Consider the following 24184-nt stretch of genomic DNA (forward strand, 5'->3'; position numbering starts at 1 on the left):
CCGCTGCCCCGACGGTCCAGGCGCCACCGCCGATCGAGACCCCGGGCACCGAGCTGGCCCGCCGCGTCGCCGCCTATGACCCGCGCGCCGATGTCGCGCTGATCGAGGCGGCCTACAACCTCGCGGCCACCGCCCATGCCTCCCAGTCGCGGGAGAATGGCGACCCCTATATCACCCATCCGCTGGCCGTCGCCGGCATCCTGGCCGGCTACCGGCTCGACACCGGCAGCATCGCCACCGCCCTGCTGCACGACGTGGTGGAGGATACCAGCTTCGGCCTGGCCGAGCTGGAAAAGCGCTTCGGCACCGACATCGCGCGCCTGGTCGACGGCGTCACCAAGCTGACCCGGCTGGAGCTGCAGTCGGAGCGCACCAAGCAGGCGGAAAACTTCCGCAAGCTGGTCCTCGCCATGAGCGAGGATATCCGCGTGCTGCTGGTCAAGCTCGCCGACCGGCTGCACAACATGCGGACGCTGCATTTCAAGCCGAAGCCGGAAAGCCGCGCCCGCGTCGCCCGCGAGACCATGGAGATCTATGCGCCGCTGGCCCAGCGCATCGGCATGGACGCGGTGAAGACCGAGCTGCAGTCCCTTTCCTTCCGCGAGCTGCAGCCCGACGCCTACCAGACCATCACCGCGCGCCTGGCCTTCCTGCGCGGCCAGGGCGCCGATCTGATCGACGAGATCGCGGCCGACCTGAAGACCAAGCTGACCGCCGCCGGCGTGCCGATCCTCGAGGTCAATGGGCGCGAGAAATCGCCCTATTCGATCTGGCTGAAGATGCATGAGAAGAAGGTCGAGTTCGAGCAGCTCTCGGACATCATGGCCTTCCGCGTCGTCACCAACGACCGCGCCAATTGCTACGCGGCGCTGGGCGCCATCCACTCGGCCTATCGCGTGGTCCCGGGGCGGTTCAAGGACTATATCTCGACGCCCAAGCCGAACGGCTACCAGTCGGTGCATACCGGCGTCACCGTGCCGGAGAGGCGCAACGCCAAGATCGAGGTGCAGATCCGCACCCCCGATATGCACGAGGTCGCCGAATACGGCGTCGCCGCGCATTGGATGTACAAGCAGGGCACCGCCGCCGAGCCGCCGAAGCGCCGCCGCTACCCCTGGGTGCGGGAGCTGCTGGAAATCCTCGAGACTGCCGCCGAGCCGGGCGACTTCCTCGAGCACACCAAGCTGGCGCTGCACCAGGACCAGGTCTTCTGCTTCACGCCGAAGGGCGACCTGATCGCCCTGCCGCGTGGCGCGACGCCCATCGACTTCGCCTACCAGGTGCACAGCCAGGTCGGCGATGCTTGCGTCGGCGCCAAGATCAACGGCCGCATCGTCCCGCTCCGGCACCAGCTGGAAAACGGCGACCAGGTCGAGATCATCACCGCCCGCGGCGGCACGCCCAACCCGGCCTGGGAACGCTTCGTCGTCACCGGCAAGGCCAAGGCGCGCATCAAGCGCTTCGCCATGGCCCGCCAGCGCGGCGAGTTCCAGGAGCAGGGCCGCAGCGCCATCGCCCGCGCCTTCCGCCAGGAAGGCCTCGACTTCTCCGAGAAGCTGGTCGAGCCGGCGCTGAAGATCTTCAAGCAGCCGGGCTTCGAGGAGCTCTGCGTCGCCGTCGGCAACGGCAATATCTCGGCGCGCGAGGTGCTGCACGCCGCGGTGCCGGAGCTGCGCGGCCCGCCGCGGCCGATGGACGTGATGCCGCTGGCGCGCGCCCGCGGCAAGCCGGGCTCCACCGTGGTGCGGCCGGAGCGGCGGCGCGAGGCCTCCTCCGGCATCACCGGGCTGGTCGCCGGCATGGCGGTGCAATTCGCCGGCTGCTGCCACCCGATCCCGGGCGACCGCATCGTCGGCATCGTCACCACCGGCAAGGGCGTCACCGTCCACAAGAACGACTGCCACAACCTCGAAGCCCTGGCCGCCACGCCGGAACGCTTCATCGACATCGACTGGGATTACGAGGCCGGCTCGGCCGGCGCGCATCTCGGCCGCCTCGACGTGCTGACCAGCAACGAGGATTCGGCCATCGCCGCCATGACGGTGGCCATCGCCAAGCAGAGCGGCAAGCTGCACAACCTGCGCTTCGCCCATCGCGCCGCCGACTACGCCGAGGTGGTGGTGGACCTCGAGGTCGCCGACCTGCGCCACCTGTCCAACGTCATCGCGGCGCTGCGGGCCTGCCCCGGCATCATCCAGGTCGAACGCAGCAAGGGCTGACGCGCACCGCGCGGGGAGTGAACACACGCCATGATCATCGGCCTCGGCAACGACATCGTCGATATCCGCCGCATCGAGAAAGTGCTGGCCCGCCACGGCGACCGCTTCCTCGAGCGGATCTTCACCACGCTGGAACGCCGCAAGGCCGACAGCCGCACCGACAGCCTGCGTGCGGCGACCTACGCCAAGCGCTTCGCGGCCAAGGAAGCGGCGTCGAAGGCGCTGGGCACGGGTTTCCGGCAAGGGGTGTTCTGGCGCGACCTCGGCGTGGTCAACCTCTCCTCGGGACAGCCCTCGCTCCGGCTGTCGGGGGGCGCCGCCAAAAGGCTGGACGCCATCACGCCGCAAGGACACGGCGCGCAGATCAGCCTGACCATGACGGACGAATATCCCTACGCCCAGGCCGTGGTCATCATCTCGGCGGTCAGGATTGCGCCGATCTAAGAAAAGCAAAGGCCAGGGGAAGGAATTCCCCTGGACCCCATCTTCTTTCTGTTACCAAAGCACGTCGCCATCGGGCTTCGTCGGGGCCGAGGCATCGCTGTCGCCCAACGCCTGCTGCAGGTCGATCTCGATGGTGCGGCAGATCGCGGTCATCGGCACGTCGTTCACCGCATTCTCGAACGGATCCTGCAGGTCGTGGCCGATCTGCTCGAAAGCCAGCAGCATCAGCCCCACCACGGTCGAGGCCAGCGGCGTGTAGAGGCCGAGCTGGTCGACCAGCCCGACCGGCAGCAGCACGCAGAAGACATGGCAGAAGAAGCGCGGGAACAGCGTGTAAGGCCGCGGCAGCGGGGTGTTCTTGATGCGCTCCATGCCGCCCTGGGCATTGGAGAAATCCACCATCAGCCGCTCGATCTGCGTGTGGCGGAACTCGGTGATGCGGCCCTTCCGCGCCGCCTCGGCCAGCAGCCGGGCGGAGCCGTTCAGGATGGCGTTCGGCAGGTTGGCATGGCCGCGCAGGGCGGCGGCCTCGGGCGCGGTCAGGAAGCGGGCGACCTCCGGCCAGGGGTCCTGCCGGCGCAGCGCGCAGCGCAGGGCATGGACATAGGCGATCTGCCGGCAGACCAGGCGGCGCACCAGCTGGCGGCCTTCGGTGCTGTCCTCGATGAAGCTCAGCGCCTGGCGGGTGTAGGAGCGCGAGGCATTGACCATGGCGCCCCACAGGGTGCGGGCTTCCCACCAGCGGGCATAGGCGCTGTTGTTGCGGATGCCGAGGAACAGCACCAGGGCCGAGCCCAGCAGGGGCAGCGGCAGCATCGGCAGGTCCCAGGGTGTCTCCTCGCTGTGCAGCAGCGAGTAGGACAGGGTGATGGCGATATCCCAAACGAGGAAGATGACCAGCGGCCATCCGAGGTAGCGCAGCATCCGATGGAACTGCGTGCGGGTCGGGATGATCATCGGGCGGGGAGCCGCTCCTGTGTTCTTTCCTCCCTGAGCCCGAAGAACGCCCTTTCCCGTGTAAGGTTATGTTTCTGGAAGAAAAAAGATGGGGTCCAGGGGAATTCCTTCCCCTGGCCTTGCTTTTTATTCTTGCCGGATGACGTCCGTGATCCTTCGGATCTGTCCTTTGCTATCGACGACGATGACATCGAATCGGATGCCATTCCGTCCGTGCTGCCCGTTGGCCCCCGCCCAGATTTCCCCCGCCGCCCAGAGCCGCGCCTGCTGTCGCGGCGTCAGCGCCGCCGCCGCCTCGGCGAGCGTCGCCCGGCATTTCACCTCGATGAAGGCCAGCAGCCCGTCGCGCTCGGCGACCAGGTCGATCTCGCCGCCGCCGCTGCGGTAGCGGCGCTGCAGGATGGTCCAGCCTTCCGCCTGCAGCCGCTCGGCGGCGCGCGCCTCGGCCAGGCGGCCACGGGCTTCGGCCTCGGCGCGGGATTGTCGCGGCATCGTCATACTCTTCACGCCGCCGCGAATCTGCGCAAGCCGGGCTGCGGCAGGACGATTCTTGGCCTACATCGAAAGCCATGCAGAGACGCCCCGGCCGGCTTCGTCGTTTCCTCAAGCGTGGCCTGATCACCGCCATGCTCCTGTTGGTCGTGGCGGTGCTCGGCGCCGGCGGGCTGCTGTGGCTCAGCCTGCCGCCGCGCGAGGGCCGCGTCGACCTGGCCGGGCTGGGCGCCGAGGTGACGGTGCTGGAGGATGCCCGGGGCATCCCCCGCATCACCGCCGCCAACGAGCTGGATGCCGCCCGCGCGCTGGGCTGGCTGCATGCCCGCGACCGGATGTTCCAGATGGAGCTGATGCGGCGCAACGCCTCCGGCCGGCTGGCCGAGATCGCCGGCGCCGCGGCGCTGCGGCTCGACCGGATGAACCGCACCCTCGGCCTGCCACGGCGGGCGGAGGCGGATTTCGCCGCCCTCCCCGCCGAGACGCGGGCGATGCTCGAGGCCTATGCCCAGGGGGTGAATGGCTGGATCGAGGCCAAGGGCATGCTGGCCGCGCCGGAATTCCTGGCGCTCGGCGCGCCGGAGCCCTGGCAGCCCTGGCAGAGCCTGCTCTGGGCCAAGACCATGGGGCTGTGGCTGTCGGGCAACTGGCGCACCGAGCTCGACCGCGCGCGCCTGGCCCAGCGCATCGCGCCGGAGCGGCTGGCCGAGCTCTGGCCCTCCGACGACACCGCCGGGCGGCCGGACCAGGTGGCGGGGCTCGACCAGGGCGTGCTGGACCGGCTGGCCGCCGCCATCCCGCGCTTCCCCGAGGATGCGCCGCTGCCGGCCTCCGCCTCGAATTCCTGGGCGCTGTCGGCGGCGCGGTCGGAAAGCGGCGGGGCGCTGCTGGCCAACGACCCGCATCTGGGCTTCCAGGCGCCGATCCTGTGGTACCTGGTGCGGATCGAGCTGCCGAATGGCCGCTTCCTGGCCGGCGCCAGCTCGCCCGGCGTGCCCTTCGTGGTCATCGGCCGCAACGAGAAGCTGGCCTGGGGCTTCACCACCACCCATTCCGACACCCAGGACCTGTTCGTCGAGCGGCTGGCCGGCGCCGACGGCTACGAGACGCCCGAGGGCCCGCGCCCCTTCACCCTGCGCGAGGAGCTGATCCGGGTGCGCGGCGTGGCCGAGGCGGAGCGGCTGGTGGTGCGCGAGACGCGGCACGGGCCGGTGGTCAGCGATCTGGCGGGCGCCACGGGGGGTGCCACGGGCGGCGCCACGGGAGGCACCGGCGCCCCGGCCGGCACCGTGCTGGCCGTCGCCATGGCCAATCTGGAGCCCGGCGACCAGGCGGCGGCGGGGATGCATGCGCTGAACCGCGCCGGCAGCCTGGCCGAGGCGCGGCGCGCGGCGGAGGCCATCAGCTCGCCGCCGCAGAACCTGATGGTGGCCGATGCGGCGGGCGGCATCGCCATGTACCTGACCGGCCGCAGCCCGGTGCGCCGCGCCGGCGATGGCAGCCAGCCGGCCCCGGGCTGGGATGGCAGCCATGACTGGACCGGCTTCATCCCCTTCGACGCGCTGCCGCATGTCGAGAACCCGGACAGCGGCGCGCTGGCCAACGCCAACAACCGCATCCAGGCGCCGGGGGCCGATCCCTATCTGGGGCGCGACTGGTTCGGCGACTGGCGGTTCCGCCGTATCCACGAATTGCTCGGCCAGCGCCGCAAGCACCGGCCGGAGGACCTGGCCGCCATCCAGCGCGACGCGCAGAGCCTGTTCGCGGCCGAGGTGCTGCCGGCGCTGCGCGCCATCCCGCGCCCGGCCGGCACCGCCGGCGTCGCCCGCGACCTGCTGCTGGCCTGGGACGGCGAGATGGCGATCGACCGGCCGCAGCCGCTGATCTTCAACGCCTGGTGGCCGATCGCCGCGCGGCTGGCCATGGCCAATGGCGGCGTGCCGGAGGGCGGCTGGCCGGTGATGGGCGAGTTCCTGCGGCTGGTGCTGAACCCCGACGGCCGCGGCGCCGCCTGGTGCAAGCCGCAGGGCGAGACGCCGCCGCAGCCGGTGCCCGCCTTCGGCAAGGGCGGCGCCTGCACCGCGCTGGTCGCGACCGCGCTGCGCCAAGCGGTGGAGGAGCTCTCCCCCCTCTACGGCCCCGACCCCACCGCCTGGCGCTGGGGGGCGGCGCACCGCACCCGCTTCGAGCACCCGCTGCTGCGCTTCATCCCGGGCCTGTCCGACTGGACGGCGATCAGCCTGCCCAGCCCGGGCGACGACCAGACGGTCAATCGCGGCGGCATGGGCCATGCGATGGAGGGCGATTTCCGACAGGTCCACGGGCCGGGGCTGCGGCTGGTGGCCGACCTGGCCTCGCCGGATGGGATCTGGGCGGTGATCGGCACCGGGCAGTCGGGCCATCCGCTGTCGCCGCACTGGGCCGACCAGGCGCCGGTCTGGGCCGGGCTGGCGCCGGACGGGGTGCGGCTGCTGCGGCTGGGGGCGGTACCCGAAGCCTCGGGCGGCAGCCTGACGCTGGCGCCGCGCTAGAGCGAGCTGTCTTCGGACGAACGAAGACGACCCGCTCTAGCTGTTTGTTTGATCGCGTGATTCAGGCTTTCGGTGATTCCACCTCAAGCCACCACGCTCTGGCCTCGCGGCGAAAAGGCGGGCCTGCGCGCGGCGGGCACCGCTTCTCCCGTTGCGTCCGGCCGCGCAGGCCGTAACACTGGCGACAGATGCTGCACCGTTCGACCAAGCGCCCCCAGTTCTTCTACACGACCGCGCCGCTGCCCTGCCCTTACCTGGCGGGCCGGACGGAGCGGAAGATCGTGACCGAGCTGACCGGGCCCGAGGCCGAGCCGCTGCATGACCGGCTGTCCCGCGCCGGCTTCCGCCGCAGCCACAACATCGCCTATTCGCCGGTCTGCCCGGGCTGCTCGGCCTGCATCCCGATCCGCATCGACACCGGCCGCTTCACGCCCGACCGCACCCAGCGCCGGGTCGCCCGGGCGAACGCGCTGCTGCGCGGCGAGACCGTGCCGGCCCGCGCCACCGCCGAGCAGTTCGCCCTGTTCCAGCGCTACCAGAAGGCGCGCCACCAGGATGGCGACATGGCGGCGATGGGCTTCTACGACTACCGCGCCATGGTCGAGGACACGCCGATCACCACCGGGCTGATCGAGTTCCGCGACCCCGACGGCCAGCTGGTGGGCGCCTGCCTGACCGACTGGCTGAGCGACGGGCTGTCGGCGGTCTATTCCTTCTACGAGCCGGGGCTGGAGAAGCGCTCGCTCGGCACCTATGCCGTGCTCTGGCTGGTCGAGCGCGCGCTGCAGCTCGGCCTGCCCTATGTCTATCTCGGCTACTGGGTGCCGCTGAGCCGCAAGATGGCCTACAAGGCCCGCTTCCAGCCCAGCGAGATCCTGCTCAGCGGCGCCTGGCGGCCGATCGAGGCCTATGCCGGGCCGATGCTGGAGCCGCTTCAGCCGGTGGCGTCGCCGTAGGGCCAGCCGCCGAGCCACAGCGTCTCCGCCACCGTCGCCGCCCCCGCCGCCAGCATGGCCAGCCGGTCGAAGCCCAGCGCGATGCCCGCCGTCGGCGGCATGCCATGCGCCAGGGCGTCGAGGAAATCCTGGTCCACCGGCCAGCCCTCGCCATAGAGGCGGTGCCGCTCGGCGACATCATGGGCGAAGCGGGCGGCCTGCTCGGGGGCGTCGGTCAGCTCGTCGAAGGCATTGGCCAGCTCGATTCCTGCCACGAACAGCTCGAAGCGCAGCGCGGCGCGGGGGTCGGCCGGGTCGCGCCGGGCCAGCGCCGCCTGGGGCGCCGGCCAATGCGTCAGGAAGGTCGCGCGGTCGCGGCCGAGCTCCGGCTCGATCCGCTCCAGCAGGATGCGGAAGAACAGATCCTCCCAGCCCTCCTCGCCGCGCGGGGCGATGCCCACCGCCCGGGCCGCCGCCCGCAGCCTGGCGCCGTCCCCCTCGGTGGCCAGGATATCGAGGCCGCCGGCATGGCGGCGAAACGCCTCGGCCATGGTCAGGCGCTCGAAGGGCGCCGCGAGGTCGGTGGTGATGCCGCCATGGCTGACGCTGCCCGGCAGCACGGCCCGCAGATAGGCCTCGGTCTCGTCCATCAGCCCGTCCAGGCCGGCGCCCGGGCGATACCATTCCAGCATGGTGAATTCGGGGGAATGGCGCGGGCTGACCTCGCCATTGCGCCAGACGCGGGCCAGCTCGAAGACCGGGCCGCAGCCCGCCACCAGCAGCCGCTTGATCGCCAGCTCCGGCGAGGTGCGCAGCCACAGGGGGAAAGAACCCTCCCCCAGGATCGGGCGGAACTCGCTGCGGAAGGCGGCCAGATGCACCTCCATCCCCGGCGCCGGGACCAGCGCGGGCGTCTCCACCTCGGCATAGCCGCGCGCCGCGAAGAAGGCGCGGGTCTCGGCCATCAGCTGCGTCCGGCGGCGCAGCGCCGGCAGGCGGGCGGCGAGGCTGTCGGGGTGCCAGACGGGACGCTGGTCCGGGGGGCTGGGTTGCAACGGGCGATCGGGCATTGCGGGCTTGGGGCCTCCGGGCGTAAGCGCGCGACCATGCCCGACGGTTCCGCCCATTTGAAGCCCGGCCTTAACCCTGGCCCCCGCACGCTCCGCGACGCTTCTGCCCTGGTCGCCGCCGGCCTGGTGCCGCCCGCGGCGCAGGCCGGGCTGGACGCGCTGTCGAAGACCTATGCCATCGCCGTCACGCCCGCGGTCCAGGCGCTGATAGACCCCGCCGACCCGGCCGACCCGATCGCCCGGCAATACATCCCCGATATCGCCGAGCTGACCACCCTGCCCGCCGAGCGCAGCGACCCGACCAGCGACGCCCCCTTCACCCCGGTCAAGGGCGTGGTCCACCGCTACCCCGACCGCGCGCTGCTGAAGCCGCTGCTGACCTGCCCGGTCTATTGCCGCTTCTGCTTCCGCCGCGAGGTGGTCGGCCCCGGCGGCGGCCTGCTGTCGGAGGCCGAGCTCGACGCCGCCCTCGACTGGTTCGCCGCCACCCCGCAGGTGCGCGAGGCGATCCTGACCGGCGGCGACCCGCTGATGCTCTCGCCCCGCCGGCTGCAGCACATCCTGCGGCGGTTGTCGGCGATCCCGCATCTCGACATCATCCGGCTGCATTCGCGCGTGCCGGTCTCCGCCCCCGAGCGCATCACGCCGGAGCTCGCCGAGGTGCTGGCCGAAAGCGACAAGGCGGTCTTCCTCTGCGTCCACGCCAACCACGCCCGCGAATTTTCTGAACATGCCCGCGTTGCCCTGAAGCGGTTGCGCCGGGCGGGGGTGGCGCTGCTCGGGCAGTCGGTGCTGCTGCGCGGCGTCAACGACAGTGCCGAGGCGCTCGCTGGCCTGTTCCGCGCGATGCTGGCGCAGCAGGTGAAGCCCTACTACCTGCACCAGCTGGACCGCGCCCCCGGCACCGCGCGCTTCGAGGTGCCCATCGAAGAAGGCCGCGCCCTCCTGCGATCCCTCCGCGGGAAGCTCACGGGGCTGGCCTGGCCGGCCTATGTGCTGGACCTGCCCGATGGGGCGGGGAAAGCACCCCTCGGGCCCGACTTTGCTGTCGCCGACGGGGATGATTGGGTTGTTGAAGGGCCTTTGGATAGGAAGGCCTACAGGCAACGGAAGAACTGAGAAGGTCGGGGGAATGAATTCCCCCGAACCCCCATCTTCTTTCTGTTCATCGGCCGTTCGAAGACCAGCGCACATCCACGAGCATGGCCTTTGACCGGCCTTCGCCGTCAGGCTGCCGTCAGCACGACACGCCCGTTGATCTTGCCATCCTTCAGCCGGTTGAGCACGTCGTTCACATCCGAGGCCGGCGTGGTGCTGACCGGCAGCGGCGACAGCTTGCCCTGCTGGGCCAGGGCGACCACGTCGCGCAACTCCTGCGGGTTGCCGACATAGCTGCCGCGGATGGTCAGCGCCTTGGTCGCCATCAGCGGCAGCGGCACGTTCATCTCGCCGCCGAACAGGCCGACCTGGATCAGCTTGCCGCCCTTGCCCAGCGCATCGATGGCGAAGCGCGCGGTCTGGGTGCCGTTGACCAAGTCGATCACCGCCTCCACCGGGCCGCCGCACAGCGCGAGCAGGCGGGCCGTGGTGTCCTCGGCCCCGGCCTGCAGCGTGTCGGTGGCGCCGGCCTTCTTGGCGCCGTCCAGCTTCTCAGCCGAAATGTCGACCGAGACGATGCGCTTATGGCCCAGCGCCTTCAGGATCTCGATGGCGTTCAGGCCGAGGCCGCCGGCGCCGACGACGACGATCGGGGTCGTCGGCGGCAGCGGCAGCACCTTCTGGATGGCCGAATAGACGGTGACGCCGGAGCAGGCATAGGTCGCGGCCACCGCCGGGTCGATGCCGTCGAAGGCGACCAGGTGCTTCGGGCTGCGGGCGATGACATGGGTGGCGTAGCCGCCGTTCTGGAACACGCCCATGCTGCGCGAGGCCACCTGGCACATATTGTCCTGGCCCGACTGGCAGCGGTCGCATTTGCCGCAGCCCAGCCAGGGGAAGACGATGCGCAGGTCGCCGACCTTGACGCCCTTGGCATCGGGGCCGAGCTTGGCGACGCGGCCGACGATCTCATGCCCCATGGCCAGCGGCAGGACCACGCCGCGGTCCTTCAGCGACATCTTGCCGCGGCTGCCCATGTCGTAGCTGCCTTCCCAGATATGCAGGTCGGAATGGCAGACGCCGCAATGCGTCACCTCGACCAGCACTTCCTCGCCGGTCGGCTCCGCCAGCGGCAGCTCGATATTCTGCAGCGGTTCCCCGCATTCGACCACGGCCCAGGCGCGCATGTCGATTTCTCCCTTCTTGGACTCATGGGATGGGAAACCCTGGCGCGCGGCGGGTCAAGCCCCGCCGGCGCAGTTCGCCGGATGCTTTGCGGCGACCCGGATCACGCCTTGCGCGACGACGGGCCGGAGGCGCTCAACGCGCGGCGGATCTCGGCCTCCGCCTTGGCGAGCTCCGTGGTCGCCTGGCGGCGGGCGGCGCGGCCTTCCTCGGCGATGCGCAGGCTGTCCTCCAGCGTGGCGACCAGCGCGGCATTGGCCTGCTGCACGGCGACCAGGTCGAAGACCCCGCGCTCCACCTCGATGCGCGCCTCGGCATTGCCCTGGCGCAGCGTCTCGGCATTGGCGGTCAGCAGCTTGTTGGTCAGGTCGGTCGCCGCGCGCACGGCGCCGCTGGCCTCGCGCATGTTCTGGATGGCCAGCGCCTGGGCCAGCTGGGTGCGCCACAGCGGCACGGTATTGGCCAGCACCGAATGGATCTTCGACGCCAGCGCCTTGTCGTTCTCCTGGATCAGCCGCATCCCCGGCAGCGATTGCATCGCCACCTGCCGCGTCAGCCGCAGGTCATGCACGCGCCGGTCGAGCTCGTCGCGCGCGGCGCGCAGGTCGCGCAGCCGCTGCGGCCCCAGCGGATTGGTGGTGTCGGCCGCCGCCGCCGCCGCCTGCGGGATCACCTCCGCGTCGGTGCGGGCCAGCACCGTCTCGCCGGCGGCGATATGCTCGGCCAGCCCGTGGAACCAGTCGAGCGTCGCGCCATAGAGGCGCTCCAGCCGCTCGACATCCTCCATCAGCCGGGTGCGGTGGTTGTCCAGCTTGTCGCCGATGCTCTCGATCTGGCCGCGCACCGTCTCGTAGCGCTGCAGCACCACCGCCGCCTCGGCGCCGGCCCGGCGGAAGACGCGGGCCAGCAGCCCCGGCTTCTCGCCCAGCGCGGTGACATCGAAGCCGCGCAGGGTCGACAGCAGGCCGGACAGCGCCTCGCCCGCCTCGCCGGTCGACTGGTTGCGCACGGCGCCCAGCATGGCATCCGCCGCCGTCGCCGCCCGCGTCTGCGCCTCGGCGCCGAAGCGCAGGATGGTGGAGGGGTCGCGCAGGTCGATCTGGGCGGCCAGCGCGGTCACCCGCTCCGGCGCGATGCTCTCCCGGGTCAGCGTCTCGGTGGTCTTCATCCCGGCGGATTGGCTCATGCGTAACCCTCCTCTCGCAGTCGGTCGGCCAGGACCTTGACCTGAATTTCCAGCGCCTCGGTCTCGGCGGCGCGCAGCCGGTCGCGCAGCTGCAGGCTGCCGCGCGCCATGTCCTCGACCAGCAGGCCGAGGCCGGGCGGCGGCTCGGCGCCGCGGCCCAGCGTGTCGTCGATCCGCTCCAGCCCTTCGAGCTGCAGGTTCATGAAGCGCCGCGCCTCGCCGAGGCCGGAGGGGCGCAGCGCCAGCTCCGCCATCAGCGCGCGCAGCGCGGCGACCGCCGGGCGCAGCTGGGCGTCGGCGGCGGCCAGGGCGGCGAGCCGCGCGCGCGGCACCTCCAGCAGGTCGGGCGGCGGCGGCGGCGCGGGGGCCGCCGGCTCGACCACCGCCGGGGGGGCGGCCACATACAGAAGCTTGGCGCCGAAGAAGGCCATGGCGCCGAAGACCACGGCGCCGAGCGGCGGAATGCCGGCGGCCATGCCGGCGATCACGCCGGTGGCGGCGCCCACCATCAGGGCGGCACGCGCTGTCTTGCCGCGCCGCAGCCGGTGCAGCGCCAGGCCGAGCAGCCCGAGCCCCAGCAGCAGCCCGAGCAGCGGCCGCTGCTGGCCGCTGATCAGATTGACCAGCAGGGCCGGCGCCAGCGGCAGCGCCACCAGCACCAGCATCGCGCCCCGGAACTGCCGCAGCATCAGCTGAACACCCGGAAGACCGCGCGGAAGAACGCCAGGAGAGAGACCAGCCAGAGCGACAGCCCCAGCAGTCCGAAGCCGGCGGCGCGGCCGAGCGTGCTTTCCCCCTGCAGCCGGGCGGGCAGCAGGGCGGTCAGGCGGGTTTCCAGCCAATCGGCGGGGCGGGGTCGGGGCGCGGGCGCCGCGGACCGGGCATGGTGTCGCATAGGGGTCAGATTGCCCCTGGGACCTGCGGCTTCAAGCGACCGGCGGCGCTTCAGCCACCGCGACCCCGGAAGAAACGCGCGATCGTGGCCGCAGCCTGGTCCAGGTGGCGCTCCAGCACCGCCACCGCCGCCTCGACCTCGCCGCGATCGGCGGCGTCCAGCATGGCGCGGTGGTCATGCTGCGCCATCTCCCCCCGCCCATGCGCCGCCAGATGGAAGCGGAGGTAGCGGTCGAAGGCGGAAAGCTCCTGCTCGACCAGCTGCAGCATCCGGGCATGGCCGGCGGCGGCATAGAGCGCCAGGTGGAAGCGCCGGTTCAGCTGGCCGAGCCGGCCGGCATCCGGCTCGCTGTCCATCGCGGCGATCAGCGTCGCCGCCTCCGCCCGCTGCGCCGCGGTCAGGTTCGGGATCGACAGCCGCAGCGCCGCCACCTCCAGCGCGCGGCGGATGGCATAGCCATCGGCGGCGTCGGCGGCCGAGATGGCGGTGACCACGGCGCCGCGATGCGGCAGCATGTCGACCAGCGCCTGCGCCTCCAGCTGGCGCAGGGCTTCCCGCACCGGCATGCGGCTGACGCCGAAGCGCGCCGCCAGCTCCTCCTGCCGCAGCGCCGTGCCGCCGGGCAGGCGGCCATCCAGGATCGCCGCCTTCAGGATGGCCTCGACATACTCCGTGGCGGTGCGCCAGCCGCCGGCCAGCTCGGGGGCCAGGCGATCCAGCGGGGAAATCTCTGCGGCAGTCACAGGTCGGGCATCCACAATCCGGCCGTTGATTGGATCCAACATTACGCTACCCTGCCGTGCCGAAGCCAGAGGGAGTTCCAGGCCCGTGTCCGCAACGCTTGCCCGCGCCGGCCTGGTGCAGCCCCTGGTGGCCGGCGTGCTGGCCGCCATCGTCGGCTTCGCCAGCTCCTTCACCATCGTGCTGCAGGGGTTTCGCGCGGTCGGCGCGACCCCCGCCCAGGCGGCTTCCGGCCTGCTGGCGCTCTGCGTCATGCAGGGGCTGCTGGCCATCTGGATGAGCACGCGGCTGAGGCTGCCGATCATCATCGCCTGGTCGACCCCGGGCGCCGCCCTGCTGGTCGCCACCGGCATGCCGGAAGGCGGCTTCCCCATCGCCGCCGGCGCCTTCCTGATGGCGGCCGGGCTGATCCTGCTGGCCGGGCTGTGGAAGCCCTTCGGCCGCGCGGTGGCCGCCATCCCGCCCAGCCTGGCCAATGCCATGATGGCCGGCATCCTGCTCGACATCTGCCTGGCGCCGATGCGCGCGGTCGGCGCCATGCCGCTGCTGGCCCTGCCGGTCATCCTGGCCTGGGCGCTGGCCTGGCGCTTCGCCCGGCTCTACGCCGTGCCGATCTCGGTGGCGGTGGCCGCCGTGCTGATCGTGCTGGCCACCCCCCTGCCCCACGGCGCCCTGGCCGAGATCGCGCCGCACCTGGAATGGGTCACCCCGCAATTCTCCACCGGCGCCGCCATCGGCATCGCCGTGCCGCTGTTCCTGGTGACCATGGCCTCGCAGAACGTGCCGGGCCTGGCGGTGCTGAACGCGCATGGCTACCGCCCGGCGCCCGGGCCGATCTTCACCGCGACCGGCCTGGCCAGCGCCGCCATCGCCCCCTTCGGCGGCCATTCGCTGAACCTGGCGGCCATCACCGCCGCCCTCTGCGCCAACCGCGACGCCCATCCCGACCCGGCCCGGCGCTGGATCGCGGCCCTGGCCTGCGGCGGCGCCTATGTGCTGCTGGGGCTGGGCGCCAGCTTCGCGGTGGCCTTCATCGCGGCCTCGCCGCCACTGCTGATCCAGACCGTGGCGGGACTGGCCCTGCTGGCCAGCCTGGGCGGCGCCCTGACCGCGGCGCTGGCCGATGAACGCCAGCGCCTGCCGGCCATCACCACCTTCGCCACCACGGCCTCGGGGCTGGCGATCTTTGGCATCGGGGCGGCGTTTTGGGGGCTCGTCGCGGGGGGTGCCTTGATGGTGCTGGATCGCATCAGAAAGTAAGCAGGCCAGGGGAAGGAATTCCCCTGGACCCCATCTTTTTTCTGTCTGGCTGCCGGTGAAGCGCAGGTCAGTGAACGGCCGGTGAAAGAAAAGAATGATGGGGGTTTGGGGGAAGAATTCATTCTTCCCCCAACCTTGCCAATGCTTCCCGTCAGACGACCGGGCTCTTCCCGCCATCCACGTTCAGCGCCGTCCCGGTGATGTAGCCCCCGGCATCGGAGGCCAGGAACAGCGCGGTGGCCGCGAATTCCTCGGCCTTGCCGATGCGGCCGAGGGGGACATTGCGGCCCTGCTCGGCCTTCCACGCGTCGAAGCTCAGGCCGCGCGGGTCGGCGGCGTGGCGGCGCACCCACTGGTCGCTCTCGATGATGCCGACCAGCAGGGCATTGACCAGGATGCCGTGCGGCGCGCCCTCATTGGCCAGGACCTTGGTCAGGGCCATGCCGGCGGCGCGGGAGACGGCGGTGGGCGCGCCCTGGGCCGGCGGCGCCTTGGCGCCGATGTTCAGCACGTTGATGATGCGGCCGAAGCGGCGCTGCTCCATGCCCGGCCAGGCCAGGCGGGCCAGGCGGATGGCGGCGAAAAGCTTCAGGTCGAGGTCGGCCTGCCACACCGCGTCGCTGACCGCGGTGAAGCGGCCATGCTGGCTGACGCCGGCATTGTTGACCAGGATATCCACCTGGCCGAAGGCGGCCACGGCCGCGTCATGCGCCGCCTGGCAGCCTTCTGCGGTGCTGATATCGGCGGCGATGGGGGTGGCGCCGGTCTCGGCGGCGGCGGCCTGCAGGGTGGCCGCGTCACGGGCGACGATGGCGACCCGGGCGCCGGCCTCGATGAAGGCGCGCGCCATGGCAAGGCCGAGGCCCTTGGAACCGCCGGTGATCAGCGCGTGCCGGCCGGCCAGGGAAAGCTGCATTGTTGGGAGACCTCTTGGACGGATGGGGAAGAGTGGGGCGACCTACGGGACTCGAACCCGTGACATCCACGACCACAACGTGGCGCTCTACCAACTGAGCTAAGGCCGCCATAACCACCTTCCCCCCGGGCCTGCTGGCTGACCAGCGGGCTTCGAGGTGGCGCGGGAAATAAGCCGCGCGCGCGTCGCCGTCAACAGCCAGCGCGCGGCAAAAGCGTCAGAAGATCAGCTCGCCGGCCGCCAGCGCCATGACCAGCACCAGGACGAACAGCAGCAGGAAGACGCCGAAGATGATCTTGGCGATGCGGCCCGCCACGGCGGAGACGCCGGTGAAGCCCAGCGCGCCGGCGACGATCGAGATGACGAGGCAAATCAGCGCCCATTTCAGCATGGTGGTCCATCCCCCTGGTTGACCCTGGCGGGGGAACGCGGCGGAAGCGGCGCAGTTCCCGCCGGACCCGCCGAAATTTCAGGCCGCGCGGTTCTCCACCATGGCCATCAGCGTCTCCAGCCGGTCGGCCTCGGCCGCGGGCTTGTCGGCGCGCAGCCGGCCGATGCGGGGGAAGCGCATGGCGACGCCCGACTTGTGCCGCCCCGACAGCTGCGCGGCGTCGAAGACGATCTCGAGGACCAGCTCCTTCTCCACCTCGCGGACGGGGCCGAAGCGGCCGGTGGTGTGGTTGCGGATCCAGCGGTCGAGCCAGACCAGCTCCTGGTCGGTATAGCCGGAATAGGCCTTGCCCACCGGCACCAGCTCCTGGCCGCCCTGCCCGTCCTCCCGCCACAACCCGAAGGTGTAGTCGGAATAGGTGCTGCTGCGCTTGCCGTGGCCGCGCTGGGCATACATCAGCACCGCATCGACCGAGAGCGGCGCCCGCTTCCACTTCCACCACAGCCCCTTGGGCCGGCCGGCCAGATACGGCGCGTCGCCGCGCTTGAGCATCAGCCCCTCGATGCCGGCGGCGCGCGCCCCTTCGCGCAGGCCTTCCAGCTGCTCCAGCGAGACGAAGGCGATCTGCAGCGACAGGTCCATGCGGCCCGGCTTCGTGGCGGCGAACCAGGCCTCCAGCCGCTCGCGGCGAGCGTCGAAGCCGAGCGGGCGCAGGTCCTCGCCGGCCTCGAACAGGATGTCGTAGACGCGCAAGCCCGCCGGGTAGTCGCGCAGCATCTTCGGGCCGACGACCTTGCGGTTGAGGCGCTGCTGCAGCTCGGCGAAGGGGGCGACCTCGCCGTCGCGCATCACCAGCAGCTCGCCATCCAGCACCGCATGGAAATCCATCGCCTCGAGGATTTCCGGGAAGGACTGGGAGATGTCCTCGCCGGTGCGCGACCAGAGCCGTCGCCCGCCGGGACCGGCGGAGGCCTGCACCCGGATGCCGTCCCATTTCCACTCGGCGCGGAAGTCGCGGTGGTCGAGGGCGGCGATATCCGGCGCCTCCAGCGGCTGCGCCAGCATCGGCGAGCGGAACACCGGGGCGTCGCGCGGATCGGGGCGCGGCGCGCGGCCCTCCAGCCAGGCGAAGATCGGCAGATAGGGCGCCGGCACCCCGTGCCAGACCTCTTCCAGCTCCTCGATCGGCTGGCCGGACCAGTCGGCGAGCGCCTGCCGCGCCAGCCGGCCGGAGACGCCGACGCGAAGCCCGCCGGTGACCAGCTTGATCAGCGCGATCCGCCCGCCGGGATCGAGCGTGTCGAGCCATTCCTCCAGCAGCCCCGGGATCTTGTCCTTCGGCGCCAGCTCCAGCGTCTCGACCACCTCGGACAGGTCGGGCGGCGGGCGATTCGGGCGGGTCGCCGGTGCGGGCCAGATCAGCGCCACCGTCTCGGCCAGGTCGCCGACATAGTCGTGGCTCATCGCCAGCAGCTCGGGGTCGACGCGGGTCCGCACCAGCTCGCGCACGATCGACGGCTTGGCGGCGCTGAACGACAGTTCCCCGGCGATGGCGGCCAGGCCGATGCCGCGGTCGGTGTCCTTCTGCGTCGCGAACCAGCGCTTCAGCAAGGCCAGCTTGGCATTGCGGCCGGGGGTGAAGATCAGCCGCTCCAGCAGCTCGGCGAAGGCGGGCAGGCTCATGGGGTGGCGGCCTCCGCCGGCTCGGGCTCGGGGGCGGCGTCCTCGTCCTCCTCGCGGCCCAGCAGATGCAGCGCGCGGCCGCGCACGCCACGACCGGCCAGCGCATGGATCAGCGCCTCCTCCCGCCCATGCGTGACCCAGACCTCGGGGGCGCCCACCTCCTCGATGGTGGCGAGAAGATCGTCCCAGTCGGCATGGTCGCTGACGATCAGCGGCAGCTCGACGCCGCGCGCCTTGGCCCGCTGCCGCACCCGCATCCAGCCGCTGGCCAGCGCCGTCACCGGATCGGCCAGGCGCCGCGCCCAGGGGCTGGCCTCGGCCGAGGGCGGCGCCAGCACGATCTCGCCCGCCAGCACCGTCTCGCCGCGCTTTTCCGGCCGCGGCACCGGGCGGAGCTCGCCCAGCTCGACGCCGAAGCGGGAATAGAGCTCACACATGCTGGCCTGGGCGCCGTGCAGGTAGATCGGCCGGTCGTAGCCGGCCAGGCGCAGCAGGGCGATCAGCCGCTGGCACTTGCCCAGCGCGTAGCACCCCACCAGATGCGCCCGGTCGGGAAACAGCGAAACACTGTCAAGCAGCCGCCGCATCTCGCCGATCGCCGGCGGGTGGCGGAACACCGGCAGGGCGAAGGTCGCCTCGGTGACGAAGACGTCGCAGGGCACCGGCTCGAAGGCGGCGCAGGTCGGGTCGGCCTCGCGCTTGTAGTCGCCGGAAATCACCAGCCGGCTGCCCTGCCAGTCCAGCACCACCTGCGCCGAGCCCAGCACGTGGCCGGCCGGCACCAGCGTCACCTTCACCCCGTTCTGCATGACGCTGCGGTGATAGGGCAGCGGCTGCGGGTTGCGCGGCGCGCCCTCGCCCAGCCGCGCGGCCATGATGGCCAGCGTCTCGGGCGTCGCCAGCACCGCGTCATGCCCGGGCCGGGCATGGTCGGAATGGCCATGGGTGACCACGGCGCGGGCCACCGGCCAGGCCGGGTCGACATGGAAATCCCCGGGCTCGCAATAGAGTCCCTGGGGGGTGATGCGGATCCAGCTCTCGGGGTGCGGCGCGGCCATGGCCTGGTAACAGCTGGGCGCGGGCTTCGGCTGCACAAGCCCTTGTCATTCGCGCTTTCCGGCTGCCGCCCCAGATGATGGCAGCGGTAGCGGAGGATGCAGCCCCATGGAAAACGACCGGAACCTCGGCGCCAATCCTGACCTGGACCCCGCCTGGGAAATGCGCCCGCGCCAGGGCATCGGCCGGCTGGAATTCGGCATGTCCCGCCAGGCGGTGGCCGCGCTGGCCGGCCAGCTGGGCGTCATCACCTATGAGAACGACCTGGGCGCCGGTATGGGCGACATCGCCGCGCTGCTGCAGCCCTTCGGCCAGTGGATCTCGGACGAGGACATCGCCACCGCCCGCGCCGCCATGGCCGAGGTCGCCGACATGCAGCAGGGCCTGTTCCAGGAGCATCGCGGCTGCGGCCTGATGCTGACCTTCCAGGACGACGCCCTGGCCGAGATCATGGCGCCCTGCGACGGGCCGCCGATCCACCTGGACGGCCTCGATGTCTTCGCCGCCCCGCGGATCGACGCCGTCGCCGCCCTGTCGCGCGCCGTCGGCGACGCGCCGCTGACCGATGGCGAGCACGTCGCCTATCGCCATGCCGCGCTGTGGCTGCACAGCTTCATGCTGGGCGCGCCGGGCTTCGCGCCGCATCCCGACCGGCAATCGGCCCGCGAGGTGAACATCCTGCTGCGCGCCGGGCCGATGCGCGGCACCGCCGAGATCGCCTGGGACCGCTTCCGACCCCTGGCGCTGCAGGCATGACCGCCTTTCGCGACGAGGCGCAGCTGCGCGCCGCGATCCGCGATGCCGGGCTGCAGGAGATGGCGGGCGCCCTGCTGGCCAGCGCCCGCCCGGCGCAGCTGTTCCTGCGCCGCCAGCGCCCCGACGACGCGCTGCCCACCGGCGCCAGCAAGATGGGCGGCGTGCCGGACTGGCCGCCCGGCCGGCCCTGGCCGACCCGGCTGGCGCGCCCGGACGCCGCCGCCTGGGCCGAGCAGGTGCGGCTGCGCGGCGCCCGGCTGCAGGCCTATCTGCAGGGCCGCGGCCTGGTGCCGGAGCCGCGCCTGGCCGTCCATGACGCGCTGCTGATCGACAGCTTCTACCGCCCCTTCCCGCTCGCCTTCCGCGCCCAGCTGGACCTGCAGGCGCTGGCCGAGCTGCCCGGCTTCGACGCCGACCTGCCGCGGCACGGGCTGCTCAGCCTGTTCGAGGACCTGACCGGCGACGGCAGCGGCCACGAGACCCGGCTGATCTGGCATGACGGCCCGATCGCCGCGCTGCAGCGCCGCCCGGTGCCGGAGCCGATCATCGCCTTGTCCGACGCGCTGCAGCCCGGCATCCCCTGGTCGGCCATGGACCAGGCGGAGGTGCTGGAGCCGCATCCGGCGCTGACCCTGCCGCATCGCTGGCTGACCGCCAGCGGCTGGCGCGACGAGCGGCTGTTCCAGCTGCTGCGGCGGCCGAGCCAGCAATTGCTGCTGCCCGGCGAGCCCGGGCCGGGCGACGGCCAGGTCGGCTGGTTCGCCGACCGGCTGGGCGGCTGGCCCGACCCGATCCAGTCCGACCCCGAATCCGAGATGCCCGAGGCGCCCGGGGCCATGGCCCCGGGCGACGACCGCATCCGCCATGTCTTCAGCTGGGGCGGCGAGCATCATGGCGGCACCCGGCTGCCGAATTCGCAGATCGGCGGCGACGGCACCACCCATGTGATGATCCCGCGCGAGGCGCTGCTGGCCCGCCGCTTCGGCGCCGCGCGCGGCATTTATCAGAGCGACTGAGGCCCTACAGCCAGTCGGGCTCCGGCATGCGGCGGTAGGATTCGCGCAGCGCCGTCGACCAGTCCTCGCGCAGCCCGCGGAAATAGGGGTCTTCCTCGGTGATGCGGCGTTGCAGGCGGATTTCCTGCGTGCCGGCCTCGTAGACCAGCAGGTCCAGCGGCAGGCCGACGGTCAGGTTGGAGCGCAGCGTGCTGTCCATGCTGACCAGGGTCAGCTTCACCCCATCCTCCAGGCTGGTCTGGTGCGACAGCGCGCGGTCGAGGATCGGCTTGCCGTATTTGTGCTCGCCGATCTGCAGGAAGGGCGTCTCCGGCGTCGCCTCGATGAAGTTGCCGGCGGCATAGACCAGGTAGAGCCGCAGCGGCCCGCCGGCGATCTGCCCGCCCAGCATCACCGAGACGTCGAAGCCCACGCCCTGGGCCTTCAGCATCGGCCCGTCGACCTCGTAGACGGCGCGGATGGCGGCGCCGACCAGCTGCGCGGCGCGGAACATGCTGGGCACGCTCAGCAGGGTGTGGCGCTCCTCCTCCAGCGCCAGGCCTTCCTGCAGCCGGTTCCACACCGCCTGGGTGATGGCCAGGTTGCCGGCGGCCAGCAGGCAGAGCATCCGCTCGCCCGGGGAGATCACCGTGTACATCTTCGAGAAGGTCGAGATGTGGTCGACCCCGGCATTGGTGCGGGTGTCGGACAGCATGACCAGCCCGCGCTCCAGCCAGAGGCCGACGCAATAGGTCACGGCTGCCGCCCGCTCAGGTAGAAGCGGCCGATCTCCTGCCCCAGCAGCATGTTCTCGTCGATGATGCCGGTCAGGAAGTCATGCAGCCCGGCCTCCAGGATGCCGTCGATCGGGCGGTCGCGCAGCCGCGCATGCAGCGCCCCGGCCAGGCTGTGGCATTCGCCGCGCTGGCCGCCATTGGCCCCGGCGATGGCGTCCAGCGTCTGCTCGACCCGGCGGTAGCAGGCCAGCAGCGAGCGCGGCAGCTCCGGGCGCAGCACCAGCAGCTCGGCCACCCGGCCGGGGCTGAGCCGGGCATGGTAGACATGCTGGAAGGCGCGCAGCGCCGAGACCGAGCGCAGCACCGCCTGCCATTGCGCGTAATTCGCCGCATCCTCGGCCGCCTCGGCGGCGAAGGCGGCGTGGCGGACGTCGAGCAGGCGGGCGGTATTGTCGGCGCGCTCCAGGATGGTGCCCAGGTGGCAGAAGCGCCAGGCATCGTCGCGCAGCATGGTGTCGGCGGCGGCGCCGTTGAACAGCAGCGTGCGGCTGCGCACCCAGTCGAGGAAGCCGGGCAGCCGGTCACCCTTGATGGCGCTGGAATCGAGGCGGCGGAACTCGATCCAGGTGTCGTTGATCGCCTCCCACATGTCGACGGTCAGCGCGGTGCGGACGGTGCGGGCATTGCGCCGCGCCGCCTCGATGCAGGCGGCGATGCCGCCCGGATTCTCGGGGTCGAGCGTCAGCCACTGCACCGCGGCATCCTGGGCCAGCACCGGATGGCGCTCGAGGAAGCCGGGCTCGCAGCCGGTGGCGATCATCAGCGAGCGCCATTCGTCATCCGCGGCGCTCAGCGGATTGGCGAGCAGCGCCATGCGCAGCGTGGCGCCGAGCCCGCGCGCGACATTGCCGGCACGCTCCGAATAGCGTCCCAGCCAGAAGAGGCAATCCGCCGTCCTGGATAGCATTTTTTTCAGTTGTCTCCGGACGGCGCGGCGCGGGGCGCGGGGATCGTGGGAAGGCTTTGCGACTGGGTCATGCCGCCCAGGGTCTGGGTCTGCATCGCGGCATCCTCGACCACCCAGGTGTCCTTGGTGCCGCCGCCCTGGCTGGAATTGACCACCAGCGAGCCCTGGCGCAGCGCCACGCGGGTCAGGCCGCCGGGCACCATGCGCACCGTCTTGCCGAACAGCACGAAGGGCCGCAGGTCGACATGGCGCGGCGCGAAGCCCTCCTCGCAGAGCGTCGGCACGGTCGACAGCGCCAGCGTCGGCTGCGCGATATAGTCGCCCGGCCTGGCGCGGATGCGGGCGGCGAAATCGGCGCGCTGCTCCTCGGTGGCATGCGGCCCGACCAGCATGCCGTAGCCGCCGGAGCCGCGCGCCAGCTTCACCACCAGCTTGTCGAGATTGGCCAGCACATGCTCGCGGTCGGCCTCGCGCTCGCACATGAAGGTGGGCACGTTGGACAGGATCGGCTCCTCGCCGAGATAGAAGCGCACCATCTCGGGGACGTAAGGATAGACCGCCTTATCGTCGGCGATGCCGGCGCCCGGCGCATTGGCCAGCGCAACATTGCCCGCCTTGTAGGCCGCCATCAGCCCGGGCACGCCCAGCGCGCTGTCGGGCAGGAAGGCCTCGGGGTCGAGATACTCGTCGTCGATGCGGCGGTAGATGACATCGACCTTCTGCGGCCCCGCCGTGGTGCGCATGAAGACCATGGCGTCGCGGACGAAGAGGTCGGCGCCCTCGACCAGCTCGACGCCCATCTCGTCGGCCAGGAAGGAATGCTCGTAATAGGCGCTGTTATAAGGCCCGGGGGTCAGCACCACGACCTTGGGGTCGCCCGCGCAGCTGGCCGGGGCGATGCTCTTCAGCGTCTCCAGCAGCTCCTCCGGATAGTGGCTGACGGGGGCGATGCGGTGGCGGGTGAAGAGCTCCGGGAACAGCCGCAGCATCGCCTCCCGGTTCTCCAGCATGTAGCTGACGCCCGACGGCGTGCGGCAATTGTCCTCGAGCACGTAGAACTCGTCGGCGCCGGTGCGCACCAGGTCGATGCCGCTGATCACGGTGTAGACCCCGCCCGGCGGCGTGAAGCCCTCCATCTGCTTGAGGTAGCCCTCGTTCTGCAGCACCAGCTCGGCCGGGATGCGGCCGGCCTCGATGATCTTCTTCGGCCCGTAGACATCGGCCAGGAAGGCGTTCAGCGCCCGCACCCGCTGCTCCAGCCCCTGGCCCAGCCTTTCCCATTCGGCGCGGGACAGGATGCGGGGGATGACGTCGAAGGGGATCAGCCGCTCCGGGTCGCCGCCCTCGGTATAGACGGCGAAGGTCACGCCGATGCGGCGGAACAGCACCTCGGCCTCCCGCCGCTTCTGGTCGAGGGCTTCCTGGCCGGTGGCGTCCAGGAAACGCGCCATCTCGGCATAGGGGGAACGGATGACGCCCTCGGCGTTCATCTCGTCGAAGGCGGAGGCAGGGCGATCGGCCACGTGGTTCCGGCGTCCTCATCAGGGGTCGGGCGTCCTGCGACGACGCCTCGTGCTGCTATTGAGCAAGCCGGGCACCCCCCGCGCAAGCGGCCATCGCAGTCTGGCGGTCGGCGACGGGCAGCGGCCACGCCCGGTTTGCCCAAGGCA

General features: G+C 71.5%; 23 protein-coding genes and 1 tRNA gene. 8 read left to right on the forward strand and 16 right to left on the reverse strand.

Annotation, left to right across the window (positions count from 1 at the left end):
• The first annotated feature begins 32 nt into the window (after positions 1 to 32).
• Complete coding sequence (locus tag GVN67_RS00485; RefSeq protein WP_159992384.1) at positions 33 to 2219, forward strand: bifunctional (p)ppGpp synthetase/guanosine-3',5'-bis(diphosphate) 3'-pyrophosphohydrolase; 2187 nt, start codon at positions 33 to 35, stop codon at positions 2217 to 2219.
• A 30-nt stretch (positions 2220 to 2249) separates the two neighbouring features.
• A complete protein-coding gene (gene acpS, locus GVN67_RS00490) occupies positions 2250 to 2663 on the forward strand; it encodes a holo-ACP synthase (protein ID WP_159992298.1) in 414 nt (137 codons plus the stop codon).
• A 51-nt stretch (positions 2664 to 2714) separates the two neighbouring features.
• On the opposite strand, the gene GVN67_RS00495 is transcribed toward acpS, so the two are convergent.
• Together GVN67_RS00495 and GVN67_RS00500 are read right to left on the reverse strand one after the other, a co-directional pair.
• On the reverse strand, positions 2715 to 3620 hold the full coding sequence (locus tag GVN67_RS00495; protein WP_159992299.1) for a bestrophin family protein: 906 nt from the start codon (positions 3618 to 3620) through the stop codon (positions 2715 to 2717).
• Between the two features lie 126 nt (positions 3621 to 3746).
• The gene (locus GVN67_RS00500; protein WP_235034880.1) at positions 3747 to 4112 is read right to left on the reverse strand and encodes a YraN family protein; all 366 of its coding nucleotides are present in this window, start codon (positions 4110 to 4112) and stop codon (positions 3747 to 3749) included.
• 134 nt (positions 4113 to 4246) lie between these two features.
• Between GVN67_RS00500 and GVN67_RS00505 the strand changes: the two genes are divergently transcribed.
• The gene (locus GVN67_RS00505) at positions 4247 to 6643 is read left to right on the forward strand and encodes a penicillin acylase family protein (protein WP_235034881.1); all 2397 of its coding nucleotides are present in this window, start codon (positions 4247 to 4249) and stop codon (positions 6641 to 6643) included.
• Positions 6644 to 6831: 188 nt separating this feature from the next.
• Positions 6832 to 7599 carry an arginyltransferase gene (locus GVN67_RS00510; protein WP_159992302.1) on the forward strand — a complete coding sequence of 256 codons (768 nt, stop codon included), beginning with the start codon at positions 6832 to 6834 and terminating at the stop codon, positions 7597 to 7599.
• Here GVN67_RS00510 and epmA read toward each other — a convergent pair.
• Positions 7578 to 8648: an EF-P lysine aminoacylase EpmA gene (gene epmA, locus GVN67_RS00515; RefSeq protein ID WP_159992303.1), complete on the reverse strand. Its 1071-nt coding sequence runs from the start codon at positions 8646 to 8648 to the stop codon at positions 7578 to 7580. The two genes, GVN67_RS00510 and epmA, sit on opposite strands and share 22 nt — an antisense overlap.
• A 36-nt stretch (positions 8649 to 8684) precedes the next feature.
• On the opposite strand from epmA, the gene GVN67_RS00520 reads away from it, so the two are divergent.
• On the forward strand, positions 8685 to 9767 hold the full coding sequence (locus GVN67_RS00520; RefSeq protein WP_159992304.1) for a lysine-2,3-aminomutase-like protein: 1083 nt from the start codon (positions 8685 to 8687) through the stop codon (positions 9765 to 9767).
• Between the two features lie 107 nt (positions 9768 to 9874).
• Here the strand turns inward: GVN67_RS00520 and GVN67_RS00525 are convergent, their stop codons facing one another.
• From GVN67_RS00525 to GVN67_RS00545, 5 genes are all read right to left on the reverse strand, one after another.
• Positions 9875 to 10933, reverse strand: coding sequence for an alcohol dehydrogenase (locus tag GVN67_RS00525; RefSeq protein ID WP_159992305.1), 1059 nt, complete (start codon positions 10931 to 10933; stop codon positions 9875 to 9877).
• A 101-nt stretch (positions 10934 to 11034) separates the two neighbouring features.
• On the reverse strand, positions 11035 to 12117 hold the full coding sequence (locus GVN67_RS00530; RefSeq protein WP_159992306.1) for a toxic anion resistance protein: 1083 nt from the start codon (positions 12115 to 12117) through the stop codon (positions 11035 to 11037).
• The gene (locus GVN67_RS00535; protein WP_159992307.1) at positions 12114 to 12806 is read right to left on the reverse strand and encodes a hypothetical protein; all 693 of its coding nucleotides are present in this window, start codon (positions 12804 to 12806) and stop codon (positions 12114 to 12116) included. Before GVN67_RS00535 ends, GVN67_RS00530 begins: the two co-directional genes overlap by 4 nt.
• A complete protein-coding gene (locus tag GVN67_RS00540) occupies positions 12806 to 13012 on the reverse strand; it encodes a hypothetical protein (RefSeq protein ID WP_159992308.1) in 207 nt (68 codons plus the stop codon). Before GVN67_RS00540 ends, GVN67_RS00535 begins: the two co-directional genes overlap by 1 nt.
• Before the next feature lie 50 nt (positions 13013 to 13062).
• The gene (locus GVN67_RS00545) at positions 13063 to 13755 is read right to left on the reverse strand and encodes a GntR family transcriptional regulator (protein WP_235034883.1); all 693 of its coding nucleotides are present in this window, start codon (positions 13753 to 13755) and stop codon (positions 13063 to 13065) included.
• 85 nt (positions 13756 to 13840) lie between these two features.
• Between GVN67_RS00545 and GVN67_RS00550 the strand changes: the two genes are divergently transcribed.
• Entirely contained in the window at positions 13841 to 15013 is a 1173-nt protein-coding gene (locus tag GVN67_RS00550) for a benzoate/H(+) symporter BenE family transporter (RefSeq protein WP_235034884.1), read from the forward strand.
• A gap of 151 nt (positions 15014 to 15164) precedes the next feature.
• Here GVN67_RS00550 and GVN67_RS00555 read toward each other — a convergent pair whose 3' ends face one another.
• The 5 genes from GVN67_RS00555 to GVN67_RS00575 all read right to left on the reverse strand — a co-directional run bounded on the left by GVN67_RS00555 (position 15165) and on the right by GVN67_RS00575 (position 19061).
• On the reverse strand, positions 15165 to 15929 hold the full coding sequence (locus GVN67_RS00555) for an SDR family oxidoreductase (RefSeq protein ID WP_159992310.1): 765 nt from the start codon (positions 15927 to 15929) through the stop codon (positions 15165 to 15167).
• Positions 15930 to 15962: 33 nt separating this feature from the next.
• A tRNA-His gene (locus GVN67_RS00560) sits at positions 15963 to 16038 on the reverse strand.
• 108 nt (positions 16039 to 16146) lie between these two features.
• Positions 16147 to 16320, reverse strand: a complete 174-nt coding sequence (locus GVN67_RS00565; protein ID WP_159992311.1) for a DUF1328 domain-containing protein — start codon at positions 16318 to 16320, stop codon at positions 16147 to 16149.
• A 78-nt stretch (positions 16321 to 16398) separates the two neighbouring features.
• Positions 16399 to 18003: a cisplatin damage response ATP-dependent DNA ligase gene (locus tag GVN67_RS00570; RefSeq protein WP_200845059.1), complete on the reverse strand. Its 1605-nt coding sequence runs from the start codon at positions 18001 to 18003 to the stop codon at positions 16399 to 16401.
• On the reverse strand, positions 18000 to 19061 hold the full coding sequence (locus tag GVN67_RS00575) for a ligase-associated DNA damage response exonuclease (protein WP_159992312.1): 1062 nt from the start codon (positions 19059 to 19061) through the stop codon (positions 18000 to 18002). The genes GVN67_RS00570 and GVN67_RS00575 overlap by 4 nt, the downstream gene beginning before the upstream one ends.
• Positions 19062 to 19167: 106 nt before the next feature.
• Here GVN67_RS00575 and GVN67_RS00580 point away from each other — a divergent pair, with 106 nt between their 5' ends.
• Both GVN67_RS00580 and GVN67_RS00585 read left to right on the forward strand, forming a co-directional pair.
• Positions 19168 to 19815, forward strand: a complete 648-nt coding sequence (locus GVN67_RS00580) for a hypothetical protein (RefSeq protein ID WP_159992313.1) — start codon at positions 19168 to 19170, stop codon at positions 19813 to 19815.
• On the forward strand, positions 19812 to 20831 hold the full coding sequence (locus tag GVN67_RS00585; protein ID WP_159992314.1) for a DUF1963 domain-containing protein: 1020 nt from the start codon (positions 19812 to 19814) through the stop codon (positions 20829 to 20831). The genes GVN67_RS00580 and GVN67_RS00585 overlap by 4 nt, the downstream gene beginning before the upstream one ends.
• A 4-nt stretch (positions 20832 to 20835) precedes the next feature.
• Here the strand turns inward: GVN67_RS00585 and GVN67_RS00590 are convergent, their stop codons facing one another.
• From GVN67_RS00590 to GVN67_RS00600, 3 genes are read right to left on the reverse strand one after another with little or no spacing between them, the layout of a single operon-like run.
• On the reverse strand, positions 20836 to 21567 hold the full coding sequence (locus GVN67_RS00590; protein ID WP_159992315.1) for a proteasome-type protease: 732 nt from the start codon (positions 21565 to 21567) through the stop codon (positions 20836 to 20838).
• Positions 21564 to 22514 carry an alpha-E domain-containing protein gene (locus tag GVN67_RS00595; protein ID WP_159992316.1) on the reverse strand — a complete coding sequence of 317 codons (951 nt, stop codon included), beginning with the start codon at positions 22512 to 22514 and terminating at the stop codon, positions 21564 to 21566. The genes GVN67_RS00590 and GVN67_RS00595 overlap by 4 nt, the downstream gene beginning before the upstream one ends.
• A 5-nt stretch (positions 22515 to 22519) precedes the next feature.
• Positions 22520 to 24004, reverse strand: a complete 1485-nt coding sequence (locus GVN67_RS00600) for a circularly permuted type 2 ATP-grasp protein (protein ID WP_159992387.1) — start codon at positions 24002 to 24004, stop codon at positions 22520 to 22522.
• Positions 24005 to 24184: the final 180 nt, after the last annotated feature.

Source organism: Roseomonas sp. 18066, from assembly GCF_902706185.1.
Lineage (GTDB): Bacteria > Pseudomonadota > Alphaproteobacteria > Acetobacterales > Acetobacteraceae > Pseudoroseomonas.

Coding starts and splice junctions, on each gene's coding strand:
- epmA (WP_159992303.1), bottom strand. CDS start 8,648: ATGCCCGATCGCCCGTTGCAACCCAGCCCCCCGGACCAGCGTCCCGTC.
- GVN67_RS00495 (WP_159992299.1), bottom strand. CDS start 3,620: ATGATCATCCCGACCCGCACGCAGTTCCATCGGATGCTGCGCTACCTC.
- GVN67_RS00570 (WP_200845059.1), bottom strand. CDS start 18,003: ATGAGCCTGCCCGCCTTCGCCGAGCTGCTGGAGCGGCTGATCTTCACC.
- GVN67_RS00500 (WP_235034880.1), bottom strand. CDS start 4,112: ATGCCGCGACAATCCCGCGCCGAGGCCGAAGCCCGTGGCCGCCTGGCC.
- GVN67_RS00580 (WP_159992313.1), top strand. CDS start 19,168: ATGGAAAACGACCGGAACCTCGGCGCCAATCCTGACCTGGACCCCGCC.
- GVN67_RS00510 (WP_159992302.1), top strand. CDS start 6,832: ATGCTGCACCGTTCGACCAAGCGCCCCCAGTTCTTCTACACGACCGCG.
- GVN67_RS00600 (WP_159992387.1), bottom strand. CDS start 24,004: ATGAACGCCGAGGGCGTCATCCGTTCCCCCTATGCCGAGATGGCGCGT.
- GVN67_RS00555 (WP_159992310.1), bottom strand. CDS start 15,929: ATGCAGCTTTCCCTGGCCGGCCGGCACGCGCTGATCACCGGCGGTTCC.
- GVN67_RS00505 (WP_235034881.1), top strand. CDS start 4,247: ATGCTCCTGTTGGTCGTGGCGGTGCTCGGCGCCGGCGGGCTGCTGTGG.
- GVN67_RS00585 (WP_159992314.1), top strand. CDS start 19,812: ATGACCGCCTTTCGCGACGAGGCGCAGCTGCGCGCCGCGATCCGCGAT.
- GVN67_RS00540 (WP_159992308.1), bottom strand. CDS start 13,012: ATGCGACACCATGCCCGGTCCGCGGCGCCCGCGCCCCGACCCCGCCCC.
- GVN67_RS00595 (WP_159992316.1), bottom strand. CDS start 22,514: ATGCTATCCAGGACGGCGGATTGCCTCTTCTGGCTGGGACGCTATTCG.
- GVN67_RS00525 (WP_159992305.1), bottom strand. CDS start 10,933: ATGCGCGCCTGGGCCGTGGTCGAATGCGGGGAACCGCTGCAGAATATC.
- GVN67_RS00565 (WP_159992311.1), bottom strand. CDS start 16,320: ATGCTGAAATGGGCGCTGATTTGCCTCGTCATCTCGATCGTCGCCGGC.
- GVN67_RS00520 (WP_159992304.1), top strand. CDS start 8,685: ATGCCCGACGGTTCCGCCCATTTGAAGCCCGGCCTTAACCCTGGCCCC.
- GVN67_RS00530 (WP_159992306.1), bottom strand. CDS start 12,117: ATGAGCCAATCCGCCGGGATGAAGACCACCGAGACGCTGACCCGGGAG.
- acpS (WP_159992298.1), top strand. CDS start 2,250: ATGATCATCGGCCTCGGCAACGACATCGTCGATATCCGCCGCATCGAG.
- GVN67_RS00575 (WP_159992312.1), bottom strand. CDS start 19,061: ATGGCCGCGCCGCACCCCGAGAGCTGGATCCGCATCACCCCCCAGGGA.
- GVN67_RS00535 (WP_159992307.1), bottom strand. CDS start 12,806: ATGCTGCGGCAGTTCCGGGGCGCGATGCTGGTGCTGGTGGCGCTGCCG.